Source organism: Alteromonas sp. P256, from assembly GCF_036864455.1.
Lineage (GTDB): Bacteria > Pseudomonadota > Gammaproteobacteria > Enterobacterales > Alteromonadaceae > Alteromonas.
In genome coordinates this window covers 13,934-29,049 of the sequence record NZ_JAZETM010000012.1, presented here as the reverse complement: position 1 = coordinate 29,049, position 15,116 = coordinate 13,934, and the positions used below count along the sequence as shown (strand labels likewise).

Genomic DNA, 15,116 nt, shown 5'->3' with positions numbered 1-15,116 from the left:
GTATCTTAGTGTTACACAGGTACTATCTTCTTTCGCTTTTTACTTAACGTCTTTTTAACATGAGGTGGTCTTAGTGACGTCTTCAGTTTTAAATTTTCTCAGGTCGTCTCTTCTTAAGTTTGCCATACCACGAAAGACTGTGGGAACAAGTCTTTTTAGAATAGGCGCTTTGCGAGCTGGCTTTTTGCGAACACGCTTTTTACAACCAAGTTCTTTACGGGCACGTTTTTCACAAATAATCACTGCAGCATTGTTCACAGTTTCAGCAAGCGCGCTTCCTGTGTATGCCGCCAAAGGCGGTATTGATGTTTATCCACCAAACTGGTGGGTAGGCATGGAATCGCCATTGGTTGAATTGATGCTTTATGGTGACAATATTGCCAATAAGAAGGTTTCAGTTAATGGAGAGGGTGTTGTTCTTGATGCTGTTACCGCATTAGATAGCCCCAACTATCTGTTTGTCACCTTAGACATTACAAAAGCAAAAAGTGGCGAGCTGATATTTACGTTGACTGATGGAGAAGAAAATACGAGTAATGTTAAAGCAAGCAACGAAGCTGGTTCGGCAAAAGTCTCTCATTCGTTTGCTAACTCGTCTTCTAACTCATTCCCTTATGAATTTTCTTATGAACTGCTGCCTCGAGACAGTGAAAGTAAAAGTCGTGAAGGGTTCTCTGCTAAAGATGCAATTTATCTCATTACGCCAGATAGGTTTGCTAATGGCGATTCCAGTAACGATGATGTAGCTGGTTACCGAGATACTGTTGATAGGTCGAACAGGGGAGGCCGGCATGGAGGTGATATTCAGGGCATTATTGATAATCTTGGTTACATCGCAGACATGGGCTTTACGCAAATTTGGACAATGCCAATGCTTGAAAATGCAATGGCCAAATACAGTTACCACGGGTATTCCACAACCGACTTTTATCAAATAGACCCTCGCTTCGGTACCAATGCCGATTATGTCACGCTTAGTGAAAAAGCAAACGAGCAGGGCGTTGGCATTATCATGGATATGGTGCTTAATCACATAGGCAGTGCTCACCTGTGGATGAAGGATACACCCTCAGTTGATTGGATAAATAACGAGGGGAAATTCGTTGGCACCACGCACAAGCGAGAATCACTTCACGACCCTCATGTTATAGAAAGCGATATTGAAGGCTTTAGCGATGGTTGGTTCGTTCCTACCATGCCAGATCTCAATCAAAAAAATCCTCATTTAGTGAATTACTTAATTCAAAACGCTATTTGGTGGGTGGAGTTTGCCGGTTTAAGCGGCATTCGTGTAGATACCTATTCCTATTCCGATAAAGGATTTTTGTCAAAGTGGACAGCCCGTCTTATGTCAGAATATCCAAGCCTTAACATTGTGGGAGAAGAGTGGACGATTAACCCAGCCATTACCGCTTATTGGCAGGCGGGAAGCCATCGACATGATGAATACGTCAGTGCATTACCGTCGGTGATGGATTTTCCACTGCAGGCTGCGGTAACGTCCGCACTCACAGAAGAAGAGTCATGGAACACAGGGCTGGGGAATATTTATGAAACGCTGGCGACCGACTTCCTATATGGTGATCCTAACAACCTAGTGATATTCCCTGATAATCATGATATGAGCCGTATTTTTACTCAGCTTGGTCACGATATAGACAAATGGAATATGGCCATAACGTTTTTCCTAACCACCCGAGGTATTCCTCAAGTATTCTATGGAACGGAAATTCTCATGGCCAACCCTGATAGTTCAGATCACGGAATTATCAGGTCCGATTTTCCAGGCGGCTTTAAACAGAATACCGATTCAGCAGTAAATGCGTTTACAGGCGAAGGATTGTCTCAAGATGAACGTTGGGCGCAGCAACGGGTGAGAGCATTATTGGCTTTGCGACAAAATTATCCCAACGTGTTTATGGGAGAAATGAAACATTACGCCCCTCATGATGGCGTTTATACGTATTTCCGCCTCGCTGAAGAGGATGACGGTAGCATGTTAATGATAATAATGAATAAACAAGAGGCGAAGGTATCTCTTGCTCGTTATTCGACCATGCTATCAAATTATACGCAGGCAACTCGCCTAAGCGATAAAACCGTATTTAACGTTGACGACACGTTAACGTTGCCACCAATGTCTGCAACGGTATTCGTTGTAAATTAATTTAAAAACAATAAATAGAGCTAATTATGCAAGCAACTCAACCCCGCCTCTCATTTTGGCAAATTTGGAATGTCAGTTTTGGCTTCCTTGGCGTTCAATTTGGTTTTGCCCTGCAAAACGCAAATGTAAGCCGTATTCTTTCAGATCTGGGCGCCGATCTTCACTCTTTGTCATTGTTTTGGCTTGTCGCACCAATTATGGGCTTGATCGTGCAACCTATTGTGGGTTCTGCGTCGGACAGAACGTGGAATAGACTGGGTCGCAGAAGACCGTTTATTTTAGCCGGTGCCGTGGCTGCCGTTGTGGGTATGATATTGCTACCCAACGCGCCTATTTTTGTGGCGTTTTTAGCGCCAATGGTAATGGGGGCGCTCATGGTTGCGCTCATGGATGCTTCGTTTAATGTATGCTTTCAGCCGTTTCGCTCATTAGTTTCAGACATGGTGCCGCCATCCCAGCGCAATGTGGGCTATTCTATTCAGTCCCTTCTTATTAATATCGGTGCCGTTATTGGCTCTATCCTTCCCTTTGTGCTCACCAACGTTGTGGGCTTAGAGAACACGGCGCAAATGGGGGAGGTTGCACCTTCGGTAATGTGGGCATTCTATATCGGTGCTTCAGTGTTATTAGGTACCGTTATTTGGACCGTGTTTAGAACGAAAGAATATTCGCCTGAAGAATACAGTCGATATAAAGGGTTAAGTCCTGAACAGGGCGCTTCGCTTAACGCAGAGAAAAAAGAAAAAAAGGCACCACTAACACAGCGTTTAAAAGAGTTCTTTGCGTTAGTGGCGACTATGCCTAAAACCATGAAACAGTTAGCGGTTGTGCAATTTTTCTCTTGGTTTGCACTCTTTATTATGTGGGTATACACCACGCCCGCTATTACTCAACATATTTGGAACGTAGATAAGCAATGGTTTGACCCTGCATTTATCGCAGCCGCTCCTATGGTTCCAGAGGCTATTATTATGGCCAAAGGTGCCGCCGGCGACTGGGTGGGTATTCTATTTGCCGCTTATTCCGTGTTTGCCGCTATTTTCTCAATCTTTCTTGCCAAGCTAGCGGACAAATTTGGTCGTAAAACCGTTTATGCTGGCGCGTTGGCATTGGGCGGCATGAGTTACGTAAGCTTTTTATTCTTCCAAGATTTAACCATGGTAAACGTCAACCTTCTCATCACAGAAGTTACCGTACCTCTTGGCGCCGTTAAATTACTCATACCGATGATTGGCGTGGGTATTGCGTGGGCCGCTATTCTTGCAATGCCTTATGCTATGTTGGCAGGTGCGCTTCCTGCTGATAAAACTGGTGTGTACATGGGCATATTTAACTTTACCGTCGCGGCACCACAAATTGTATCAGGCCTAACAGCAGGTTGGATCTTAAGTAGCGTATTCGATAACGACGCTAAGTACATCATTGTTGTTGCTGGTGTGTCCATGGTGATTGGTGCTATAGCAGTATTTTTTGTGAAAGAAGCTGATACCAGTGAAATTGTTGAAGAAAAAGGAGTTATTCAAGATGGTGTCTAAACGCACAGCAATCGCGATGGCCATGGCGACAATATTAACAGCGGCCTGCACAAACACGAATTACTCGAATAACTCGACAAGCAAGGCAGACGTTAATCACCGCGAGACTAACCTTGAGTCGCTGAATAATCAAACCATTGTGGGCACAACCACACCCTTTGCAAGCGAAGCTATTTACTTTGTAGTGACCGATAGATTCGTTGATGGTGACAAGTCGAATAATTTTGAGGACCAAGGTGGAGACTATCCTACTTGGAGGCTTCCGTTAGAGGGGCCTGAGGGCAAAAAAGCCTACGTAGGGTATATGGGCGGCGACTTAAAAGGTATTTTACAAAACGCCGACTACATAACCGAGATGGGCTTTACCGCAGTGTGGATGACACCGGTTCATGACAACCCTGATTATGCATTTAATGGCGATGAACAAATTACCTACGGCGGCGCATTTAAAGACGGTGGTAAAACTGGTTATCACGGGTATTGGGCGTCGAATTTTTATCAACCCGACGAGCATTTGGTGAGTGATGACCTGACCGTTAAGCAATATACCGCGCAAATGCGCGAGCAGGGTTTAAAGTCAGTGTTTGATATTGTGGCTAATCATGGTTCACCCAGTTTCACCATGACTGATGATTTACCAGGATACGGTGAGCTATACGATAAAAACGGGCTTTTGGTGGCAGACCATCAAAATTTAGCGCCTGAGAATTTAGACCCGCAAAATAACCCTCTGCATGCCTTTTTTCACAATTATCCAGACCTAGTGAAGCTTTCTAACTTAGATGACGAAAACCCAGCTCTAAGAGATTACCTGATCAGCAGTTATCTTTATTGGATTTCTCAGGGGGCTGATGCGTTTCGAATAGACACTATTCGCCATGTGCCTCATGCGTTTTGGCGAGAAATGTCCGACCGTGTGCGTGAAGAGAACCCTGACTTTTTTATGTTCGGAGAAAGCTTCGATTACGAGGCGAATAATATTGCGCAGCACACGCTAGATAAAAACGGCAACATCAGTGTACTCGACTTCCCAATGCAAAAAGCCATGTTGTCAGTGTTTGAAAAGCCACTGGAAAGTGATTTTGCTGATATGAAAGAGGTATTACACCTTACCCATGGGCCTTATGAAAACGTGTATGATTTAACGACGTTTTACGACAATCATGACATGGCCCGCATGAATGCCACAGACGATGGGTTTATCAATGCCCATAACTGGCTATTTACGGTAAGAGGCATTCCGGTTGTATATATGGGGTCTGAAATTGGTTTTATGCGCGGTACCGCAGAGCATGCTGGTAATCGCAATTACCTAGGGCAAGAGCGTATCAACAGCGCAACAGCCAACCCGATTCAGCAAGCGCTTAGCGATATTGCTAACGTGCGAAAAGCAACGCCGGCCTTGCAACGTGGGCTTCAGTTAAATGTTGAATTAAAAGAGCACAAAGCGGTGTTCTATCGGGTGTTACAAGACAAAGAAAATCAGCAAACCGCGTTGGTGTTGTTGAACAAGTCCAATAAACCCGCCTCGTTCAATGTTTCGCAGTTTATGCAAGAAGGACAGTGGCAAGAGCAGTTGGGCGGTGAGAGCCAGCAGATACAAGAGGGTGGTTCGCTCTTAAGCACTGTGGAGGCTAACGGCGTTCAAGTATGGGTGCGTGACGGCGCAATTACGGGCGATAAGCTAATGGCTACCCTGGCTGACCAAATGAAAAGGCAGTAAACCGCAAGTTTACAAACCTCGCTTAACCAAACCAAAAAGGGTGCGTTTACGCACTCTTTTTGGTTTTTAATCGCTACCGCAGGACTGGCGGATGATGATATCGGCAGGCATAAGATAGTCTTCTACTTTCTCGTTGTTAATGGCCCTTAATAAGGTGTCGACCAATAATTCTCCCGCAAGGTTGGTATTTTGTTGCACAGTCGATAATGCGGGGGTGGTGTACGCAGAAACCGCAATATTGTCATAGCCAACCACCGCCACATCCTGTGGCACATTGATATTGGCCCGCCGTAGGGCACGCAGTGCGCCCATAGCGATCAAATCTGACGCACATACAATGGCTTCTGGTAACTCGTTACACGCTATTAATGAACGAACAGCGTCAGAGCCATCATCTTCTGTGGAAATGGCATTTCGTTGAACACTCTTGGCGGTAAGTTTATGTTTTTTTAATGTGTCGGTATAACCGCGATATCGAGCCATAAATTCAGGCGCATGAACGCCATTGTCGCCAATAAATGCAAAGGTTTTTTTACCCAACGCGATTAAGTGCTCGGTAATGCTTTGTCCACCTTGATAATTATCGCAGCCAATACTGACTCCAGGGTGGTCCTTATCAGGCGCGCCCCAGCGAACAAAATGCGTGCCCTGCGACTCAAGTTGCGCCACTTTGGTTTGATAGTCGGTGTAGTTGCCATACCCCAATAAGATTATGCCGTCTGCTTTATTTGAGTCTTCATATTCCGCGTGCCAATCGTCTTCCAAATTTTGAAACGAGACTAAAAGATCGTAATTCGCTTTTGCACAGGCACGTGTGATGCTGCCTAGCATGGCAAGGAAAAAAGGGTTTATCATTGAATCGTCTGAAGTGGGGTCCTCAAAAAGTAAAAGGGCAATCGTACTGCTTTTCTGCTTTCTTAAATTGCTCGCATTTTTATCGACTTTATAATTGAGTTCTTGTGCGATTCGCTGCACGCGTTCTCTTGTTTCTAAATTAACAAGAGGGCTATTGTTCAGTGCTCTTGAAACGGTCGATTGTGAAACACCGGCCAAGTGAGCAATATCAAAAGAGGTCGCTTTTTCTTTCATAAACATCATTTCTCGCTACAACGACATCGTTGTCATCAAAATTAGATTAACACATTTTTTCTTTATGTCTTGTTTTTGAACTGTGAAGCCCGACAGAGAATCATTGACGCATCCTTTCACAAAAAAGCTTGCGCCCTTTATTTCACTAACATTTATAGTGTGGTGTTTAACGTGAAAGGTAGCAATATCAGCCTCTGTCGTCGGTTATTCAACCACTTGTCAGCGTTAAATAAATAAAACGTGGTTGAAGCATTTGTGTCAGTGGTATACTCACGACATTAATACAATTACTTGTGCAATAAGGGGAACATGCGAATGGCCGAGACTGAGCATCGTCCGACCAATTTTATCCGTCAAATCATTGATAAAGATCTTGCCAGTGGTTTGCATGACTCAATAAAAACGCGGTTTCCGCCTGAGCCAAATGGCTTTCTTCACATTGGTCATGCGAAATCCATTTGCTTGAACTTCGGTATTGCGAAGGATTACACGGGAACCTGTAATCTGCGTTTTGACGACACGAATCCAGCGAAAGAAGATATTTCTTTTGTTAACTCAATTAAAGAAGACGTTAAATGGCTTGGTTTTACATGGAGCGGTGATGAGCGTTATTCCTCTAACTACTTCGACCAGCTACACGGCTTTGCAAATGAATTGATTGATAAAGGTTTAGCTTACGTCGATTTTTCTAGCCAGGAAGTCATGCGTGAATTGCGCGGTACGTTGAAAGAGCCGGGCAAAAATAGCGCCTATCGCGACACTGACGTAGAAACCAATAAACGTGAATTCGCCAAAATGACAGCCGGTGACTATGCCGAAGGCGAATGCAGCCTGCGCGCGAAAATTGACATGACTTCACCGTTCATGTGCATGCGCGACCCGGTCATTTACAGAGTGAAGCACGCCCACCATCATCAAACGGGTGATAAGTGGTGTGTGTATCCAATGTACGATTTTACGCACTGTATATCAGATGCCATAGAGGGCATTACGCATTCACTGTGTACATTGGAATTTCAAGACAACCGCCGTCTATACGACTGGGTTATTGAGAATATCTCTATCGATTGCAACCCTAAGCAGTATGAATTTTCTCGTCTTAACTTGGAATACACGGTGCTAAGTAAACGCCGTCTTATTCAATTGGTTGATGAGAAACACGTTCATGGCTGGGATGACCCACGTATGCCAACCGTAGCTGGCTTGCGACGTCGCGGCTACACGCCGGGTTCTGTGGTTGAGTTTTGTAAGCGTATCGGCGTGACCAAAATGGACAACATGGTTGAAATGTCCATGCTAGAAGCCTGTATTCGCGATGACTTAAACGTGAATGCGCCTCGTGCAATGGCCGTGCTAGACCCGATAAAAGTGGTTATCGAAAACTACGAAGAGGGCGCTACCGAAACCTTGGTGGCTCCTAATCATCCAAATGATGAGGCAATGGGCACTCGAGACATCACGTTTAGTCGTGAAGTCTGGATTGAAGCTGAGGATTTTCGTGAATCAGCAAATAAAAAGTTTAAGCGACTGGTACTTGAAAAAGAAGTGCGTCTTCGCAACGCTTATGTAGTGAAAGCAAACCGTGTAGAAAAGGACGAAGAGGGCAATGTCACTACCGTTTATTGCACCTACGATCCAGACACGCTGGGTAAAGATCCTGCTGATGGCCGCAAGGTAAAAGGCGTTATTCACTGGGTAGATGCAGCAACGGCAAAAGCGGCAGAGTTCCGTTTGTACGACCGCTTGTTCAATGTACCTAACCCAGCTGCCGAAGAAGACTTTACCGATGCTATCAATCCAGAATCTCTTGAAGTAAAACAAGGCTGGGCTGAAGCTGGCTTGGTAGATAATGTACCAGAAGTTGGTGCATGGCAATTTGAGCGTACCGGTTATTTCTGTTTAGATAACGACAGTACTGCTGAAAAGCCTGTATTCAATCGCACGGTAGGTCTGCGAGATACTTGGGCAAAAATGGAAGGCTAATGTAGCGCTTCGTCTAATGATCAAAAAGCCGCGTTTACGCGGCTTTTTTGCTTTTTATTAATCTGTAAATACAGTTCTGAATCACAACTTACTTACGTTAGTGCCTTTCCGTGTACAAACCTGCCCATGTCAAAGCCTGATCATATTAAACTTGGCGGCTTAGGTTACTTTGGCTGGCAGTCCAAGGACTCACCGTTAACATCCGCGCTATCATTACCCATCAAGTACAAGTAGGTAGGCATAATGTCTTCTGGCGTTTTTAATGTTTCAGGGGTTTCTGCCGGGAAAGCTTGGGCGCGCATGTTTGTTCGCGTAGCGCCAGGATTGATGCAGTTAAAGCGGATAGACTTGTTCTGGTATTCGTCTGCTAGAGTTTGCATAACCCCTTCGGTAGCAAACTTAGACACAGCATAGGTTCCCCAAAAGGCGCGGCCTTTTCTGCCTACACTAGAAGTGGTGAAAATAACTGAGGCGCTATCAGATTTCAAAAGAGCAGGGAGTAATGCCTGAGTCATATACACCATACCGTTTAGGTTTATTTGCATGACATCTTGCCACTCTTGAGCGTCAATATCTTTAAATGCACTTAAATGGCCAAGAATAGATGCGTTGTGCAACACCCCATCTAAACGACCGAACTGGTCAATAATCGTCTGAGTCATTTGTTGATAATGACTAGGAGTAGCGCCTTTTATATCTAAAGGCACAATAGCAGGCTCTGCGCCCTTAGCGGCAACTATGTCGTCGTACACAGCTTCAAGCTTGGCCACAGTTCTGCCAAGCAATATACAAGTAGCACCAAATGCTGCGTAAGTTTTAGCCGCTTGCGCACCAATACCATCACCGGCGCCAGTAATAAGAATTACTTTATCGTTTAATAAATTGCTGGGCGCATTATAGTCGTTCATGATTGTCCTTCAGTTACATCGTGCAAAGAGGCTTTGCTAGGCGTTTTACAAGTGGTGTGATGATACTCAACCTGACCGCTAAGTAAAACAATCCTGTCAAAAACCTGCTAAACGTAAAAAAAGTTCACCAAACTAGTTAACAAAACTTTGCAAAGTTGCAACAAAGTCAATAAGATTGAGGAAGATACAACTGGTCTAACATGTTTGAAACGATCTTCTATGCCTGTTAAAGCAGGATAGACCAAGCTATTTTAATAAAACCGAATTTTAGACACAGAATAACAACAATGCTTGTAGGGAGTAGAGATGAGAAAACTCGTATTAAGTTCCAGTGTGGCCCTTGCACTGGGTCTAGCAGGCTGTGGTGGCTCCGATGAAACCCTTTCCGACATTCAGGCCGAAACAGAAGTACAAACCCCATTTTCGCGAATAGTATTTGATCCAGCAGCAGGGAACCTCAACATTCCTAACGACTTATTAATGCTGCCAGGCGATGATGGCTTTTTCGATTACACACTAAACATACCGGTTGCTGATCCCACTGACTTTGGCGACCCACAAAATGCATTAAACGTGCTAGACGGCTGGTCGACACAACATCCGTTTGTGATTAATGTTGAAACGCCGGTGAATACGTCACTGGATGAATCATCACTTTCTGCTGGTATTTTGCTGTTTGAGGCAACCTTAGGCCTTGATCAATCTGACCCAGACTGCGCACAAATTTCTACACCATCAGCAGGCTGTAAGCTAGGTGAGCAGCTTACTTTCGGCGTAGATTATGTTTTGAGTTTGGCAGACAACAACACGGTTTCAGTTGTCCCCCTAAAGCCGCTGAAACCAGCGCAAGGCTACATGCTCGTAATGACTACCGACCTTAAAGATTCATCGGGTAAGTCGGTGCAAGGCTCAACAACCTGGGATTTGGTAAGATTAGATATCAATACAAACCCGCTATCAAGTGATTCGCAACTTCAGCTGCAAGGGCTGGTCAACTCACTGGTTAATCCACTAATTAGCGCTGGATACGAGCGCGAAGAGCTGACTTATGTATCGGCGTTCACTACCCAGTCTATTGCTAACTCTCTTGATACTATAAAGAAAGTGATGATTAGCGAATTTGCTGCCCGCGCAGGTGCTGGCGACCCTACAGCAGGACAAGCGTTACCTGCAATTGTAGTGGGTGATGCAGATGAAGATCCTACTGCAATGGAAGCGTTAAACCTTGTCACATCTGACGTCGTTGCTGGTGCAGTTAACACAGGCAAGCAAGGTTTACCGGCTCAAACACAAGCATTTATCGATGCAACGGATTTTAGCGCATTAGAAACATGTGCTGGTTTAGCAGGTACAGTGTCTGGTCAGCTATCTGCTCAGTGGGGCGCACTTAATGAGTTTGCGGTTGGTGTATCTACTGCAATTCTCACTGAAGTTGGTCCATTCTGCGCAGCCCAGCGCTATGAAGGAAATATTAACCTTCCATATTTCTTGGGTGTGCCTTCTGCTGAAAACCCACTTGCACCAGTTAACCAGTTTTGGACTGCAGCCTGTGACAGCGGTATCGTGCTAGCAGGCGCACCACAGGAAGCATTGGCAGCGGCCACGCCAGGCCCTAATGCAGAAACGTGTTCGGCGTTAGGTCTTGCCGATCTTCGCGTTAACGGTGAAAAATTAGATAGTGCGCGTAATATTACTAAATTCAACCCATATCCACAGCCAACTGGCGGCAATATGGGCACTGAAGCGCTAGATGTTCAGGTAACTATTCCAGACCCAGCTATTGCAGGTGCCATAGGTTTCCCTATCAGTATGCCTGAAGCAGGTTGGCCTGTTGTGATACTTGCTCACGGTATCACCAGCCAAAAAGAAGACATGTTAGCCATTACCGGTACACTAGCGCTAGCAGGTGTTGCCTCGGTTGCTATCGATCAGCCCATTCACGGTAGCCGCGGATTCGACCTTAATGGCGACGGAATAGATGACCTAAATGCAACGTCGGTAAGTGCAACGCATTACATGAACCTTGCTAGTTTGCCTACTGCAAGAGACAACCTGCGTCAAAGCGTATCTGATTTACTTGGTTTGCGTCTTGGCCTTAATGCGGTAGTCGATACCACAGCTACACAGGGTGTTAAGTTTGATACAAGTCGTGTATCAATCATGGGTGTATCGTTAGGTGCAATTACAGGTGGAAATTTTGCAGCCTTAGCGAATACGTCTATGGGCGGCGATTTAGCTGCGCTTGATGGCATGTTTGCAATTAAACAAGCGTCTCTTGAGTCTCCTGGAGGCGGTGCCGCTCAATTCTTAATTGAATCACCGTCGTTTGGCCCGCTGATTAAAGGACTTCTGCTTTCTCAGTCATCAGATGACTTCGTTGCGCTATTGAACCAGTTGTTTGAAACAACTGATGTCAATGAAGCTCAGCTAGTTGAAGCGGTGGCCTTGTTTGAAGCAAACCTTACTGAAGCACAAGCAGCCGCGGTTAACGCTGTTTTTGCTGAGTTTGCCTTTGCTGCACAAACCGTGATGGATTCAGGTGACCCGACGAACTATGCACAAACTCTAGGTAGTAATACACCTGTGCATATGATGACCGTAGTGGGCGATGGCAGTGCAGAAAACCTGCCTGACCAAGTTATCCCTGTTTCTACTGCGTTGCCATTGTCTGGTCAGCTTCCACTCGCTAATATCATTGGCCTTGAGCAGGTATCGACAACCGTAGGGCCTCAAGCAGACCCTATCAGTGGTCTGGTACTGTTTAACAGTGGTGCTCATGCATCTAGCTTGAGTCCGGCCTCAAATGCTGCAGTGACCGCAGAAATGCAGCGTCAAGTTGCAACATATGTTTCTTCTGATGCAGGTCTTCTGCCAATCAGTGATGAGTCTGTAGTCGCAAACTAAGCGTTACAAACGTTCTCATTAAGAAGCCGGCGAAAGTCGGCTTTTTTATTGCTAAGTGTGACTGTTATTTGAAAGTTTCGCGTTGTTAATGTAATGTAAATTGGTCGGATGAGTTGTGGTTTTGAGTAAAACGCCTCTGTGTGTTCGCTCGCCATATTTGCATTTATTCACAAGGAAACTATCAATGACAATAACTAAAAATATTCACCCTACACGGACTTTAATTGCACTATCTGTTGCCGCCTGTTTAGCTGGGTGCGGTGACAATGACAACGACTTTTCAGATGTGCAAGACGGCAGCACTCCAGTGTCTCCGCCACCCGTTGTAACCGCACCTACACCTGTTCCTGCGTTTGACACCGATGGTTCATTAACGGCTGACATTACGTGGACTACCTATGGCGTACCTCATGTTAAAGCCGACAATTTAGAAAGCATGGCTTACGGTGTCGGCTATGCGTTTGCCAGAGACAACATGTGTGTACTGGCAGACCAAATTCTGAAATACAACTCTGAGCGTGCCAAGTATTTTGGCCCCGATATGCAGCCTGGCAGCGGTGATTCAGAGCACCTTATCAACGACTTTGGCTTTCTTACATTAGGTATTCGTGAACTAGCAGAAGATAATTTGCCTCGGTTATCTGCCAATTCTAGAGCTATGTTTCAAGGCTACACAGCAGGTTATAACCGTTATTTAGACGAAACGCCTTTAGCAGAACAGGATCAAAGCTGTGCAGGCCAGCCGTGGGTACAACCCATTGATAGCGTAGATTTACTGACCTATTCTTTAGGTGTGGCGCTATTGCCAGGTGCTGCCAACTTTTTAGGCCCCATGTTCTTAGCTGCGCCTGAAGGTGAGAATTACCTCCCAACACCAGCGCCAACCGCAGCTTCAGGTCAAACTGCAAGTGCTCAAGCGCAAACACCTTCAAATGCCGAAAATATGCCAACGACGGCATTTAAAATGAACCCATCCATCACCTTACCGGAAAGAAACCCACAAGAAATGGGGTCAAACGGTTGGGGGTTGGGTAGCGATAAAACCACTAACGGTAAAGGGATTGTTTTAGGTAACCCCCATTTCCCTCACACCGGCAATTTGCGCTTTTGGAACTTCCATGCGCAAATTCCCGGTTATTTAAATGTAACGGGGAGTTCGTTAATGGGCCTTCCTGGTGCAGTCAACATTGGGTTTAACGAGAATGTAGCGTGGACACACACGTTCTCTACAGCAGAGCACTTTGTGGTTTATCAACTTAGTTTAGATGAAGATGATGCGTCGGGAATGAGTCATATAGTCGATGGCAATAAACGCATTATTTATGAAAAACCTCTACAGATAGAGGTTGCCGTTGGCGGTGGACAAACTATCGCGCTTAATAAAACGTCTTATTACACCAACTATGGGCCAATGATAGAAGTACCTGGAAACTTTGGTTGGGATGATGAAACTGCATTCGCGATTAAAGACGCCAACCTGCCTAATTTTGATGTTGTTGATCACTGGTTAGCCATGAATATGGCTTCATCGATGGACGAGTTCAAGCAAGCGTTTAAAGATTACGATGGTGTTATCTTTAATAATACGATGGCAGCTTCAAGCGATGGTCAAGTGTTTTACATTGACGATTCAACAGTACCGAATTTGACTGAAACAGCTATTACTGAATTAACGACAAACCCACTGCTGATACAAACTAAGGCCGCAGCGGGCTTTACCGTGTTGCCAGGGTTTATTTCACAGTTCGATTTTGACGGGCCCGTTCCTTACGAGGAAGCGCCAAAATACGAGGGTTCAGATTCAGTACAAAATTCTAACGATAGCTTTTGGCTAACGAATCTTTCTTCACCAATTACGGGTGTAAACCCACTATATGGTAATACTGAGAATCAACAATCTCTACGCTCCAGAATGGGACAGAAGTTTATCGAGACTGAGGCTGGAAGCGATGAGACCTTCACACCTGAAGAGGTTGAAGAGCTTTTATTAAATAACCGCAGTTATCTTGCTGAAGACATATTACCCAGCTTGTTACAAGCATGTACTGAACAAGGTGATACGCCGGTAAACGTTGACGGTACAGACGTAGATATCTCGGCTGCATGTGATGCGCTTGGTGCATGGGATGGCACAATGAACACCGCCAGCGTTGGCGCACATGTATTTAGAGAGTTTGCATTTCAGTTTAACCAAAATCCACAGTGGGAAGTGCCTTTCTCTCTTGAGTCTCCAGTAACAACGCCAACCGGCTTAGTTCAAAACGACACCACCATGCAACAATTAGCAAAAGCGGTTCAGGTTATTGAACAAGCGGGTGTCGAATTTGATGCTACCCTAGGTGAAGTTCAATTTGTTGAGCGTAGCTTACCTAACGGCACTGCAAGTGGTGAAAAACTACCTTGGGGTGGTGCACACAACATCGAAGGTGGCTTCAATGTGTTCGATATCGCAAGAGGTCGTGATGAGACCCTACTGCCAAGTCATAGGTACGAACCAGTAAACAACAACACCATCATGAGTGCAGAGGCTGGCGGGTATCATATTAACTATGGAACAAGCTGGGCTATGGTGATCAGTTTTACAGACGAAGGGCCACAAGGGCGGGGAATATTAACGTACTCACAGTCTCGCCAAAGCGACAGCGAACACTTCTTAGATCAAACTAGACTGTATTCAGAACAGCCCACTCTGCGAGATATTTATTTCACAGATGAAGATATTGAAGCAAATACCATTGAGAAGGTTACGCTATCGTCACAATAAGGCTATCGTCAGAACGAACGAGGGCTGGTATTATAATGCGCTA

8 protein-coding genes are annotated in these 15,116 nt (G+C 45.2%); 6 read left to right on the top strand and 2 right to left on the bottom strand.

Annotated features, from left to right (window positions below; genetic code table 11):
- Positions 1-235: 235 nt before the first annotated feature.
- The 3 genes from V7R39_RS15650 to V7R39_RS15640 are packed head-to-tail and all read left to right on the top strand — an operon-like array spanning position 236 to position 5,425.
- Positions 236-2,167, top strand: a complete 1,932-nt coding sequence (locus tag V7R39_RS15650; protein WP_438823556.1) for a glycoside hydrolase family 13 protein — start codon at positions 236-238, stop codon at positions 2,165-2,167.
- A 26-nt stretch (positions 2,168-2,193) separates the two neighbouring features.
- Complete coding sequence (locus V7R39_RS15645; RefSeq protein WP_334031836.1) at positions 2,194-3,702, top strand: MFS transporter; 1,509 nt, start codon at positions 2,194-2,196, stop codon at positions 3,700-3,702.
- The gene (locus V7R39_RS15640) at positions 3,692-5,425 is read left to right on the top strand and encodes an alpha-amylase family glycosyl hydrolase (RefSeq protein ID WP_334031835.1); all 1,734 of its coding nucleotides are present in this window, start codon (positions 3,692-3,694) and stop codon (positions 5,423-5,425) included. The genes V7R39_RS15645 and V7R39_RS15640 overlap by 11 nt, the downstream gene beginning before the upstream one ends.
- 66 nt (positions 5,426-5,491) lie before the next feature.
- Here V7R39_RS15640 and V7R39_RS15635 read toward each other — a convergent pair whose 3' ends face one another.
- Positions 5,492-6,514: a LacI family DNA-binding transcriptional regulator gene (locus tag V7R39_RS15635; RefSeq protein ID WP_334031834.1), complete on the bottom strand. Its 1,023-nt coding sequence runs from the start codon at positions 6,512-6,514 to the stop codon at positions 5,492-5,494.
- Positions 6,515-6,829: 315 nt separating this feature from the next.
- Between V7R39_RS15635 and glnS the strand changes: the two genes are divergently transcribed.
- Entirely contained in the window at positions 6,830-8,497 is a 1,668-nt protein-coding gene (gene glnS / locus V7R39_RS15630) for a glutamine--tRNA ligase (protein ID WP_334031833.1), read from the top strand.
- Between the two features lie 164 nt (positions 8,498-8,661).
- On the opposite strand, the gene V7R39_RS15625 is transcribed toward glnS, so the two are convergent.
- On the bottom strand, positions 8,662-9,405 hold the full coding sequence (locus V7R39_RS15625; protein WP_334031831.1) for a YciK family oxidoreductase: 744 nt from the start codon (positions 9,403-9,405) through the stop codon (positions 8,662-8,664).
- Between the two features lie 306 nt (positions 9,406-9,711).
- On the opposite strand from V7R39_RS15625, the gene V7R39_RS15620 reads away from it, so the two are divergent.
- On the top strand, positions 9,712-12,309 hold the full coding sequence (locus tag V7R39_RS15620; protein ID WP_334031830.1) for a VolA/Pla-1 family phospholipase: 2,598 nt from the start codon (positions 9,712-9,714) through the stop codon (positions 12,307-12,309).
- 184 nt (positions 12,310-12,493) lie between these two features.
- Complete coding sequence (locus V7R39_RS15615; protein WP_334031829.1) at positions 12,494-15,073, top strand: acylase; 2,580 nt, start codon at positions 12,494-12,496, stop codon at positions 15,071-15,073.
- Positions 15,074-15,116: the final 43 nt, after the last annotated feature.

Bases quoted from the DNA above. Each gene is read 5' to 3' on its own strand.
- V7R39_RS15625 (WP_334031831.1), bottom strand. From the start codon at position 9,405: ATGAACGACTATAATGCGCCCAGCAATTTATTAAACGATAAAGTAATT.
- V7R39_RS15620 (WP_334031830.1), top strand. From the start codon at position 9,712: ATGAGAAAACTCGTATTAAGTTCCAGTGTGGCCCTTGCACTGGGTCTA.
- V7R39_RS15640 (WP_334031835.1), top strand. From the start codon at position 3,692: ATGGTGTCTAAACGCACAGCAATCGCGATGGCCATGGCGACAATATTA.
- glnS (WP_334031833.1), top strand. From the start codon at position 6,830: ATGGCCGAGACTGAGCATCGTCCGACCAATTTTATCCGTCAAATCATT.
- V7R39_RS15645 (WP_334031836.1), top strand. From the start codon at position 2,194: ATGCAAGCAACTCAACCCCGCCTCTCATTTTGGCAAATTTGGAATGTC.
- V7R39_RS15635 (WP_334031834.1), bottom strand. From the start codon at position 6,514: ATGAAAGAAAAAGCGACCTCTTTTGATATTGCTCACTTGGCCGGTGTT.
- V7R39_RS15615 (WP_334031829.1), top strand. From the start codon at position 12,494: ATGACAATAACTAAAAATATTCACCCTACACGGACTTTAATTGCACTA.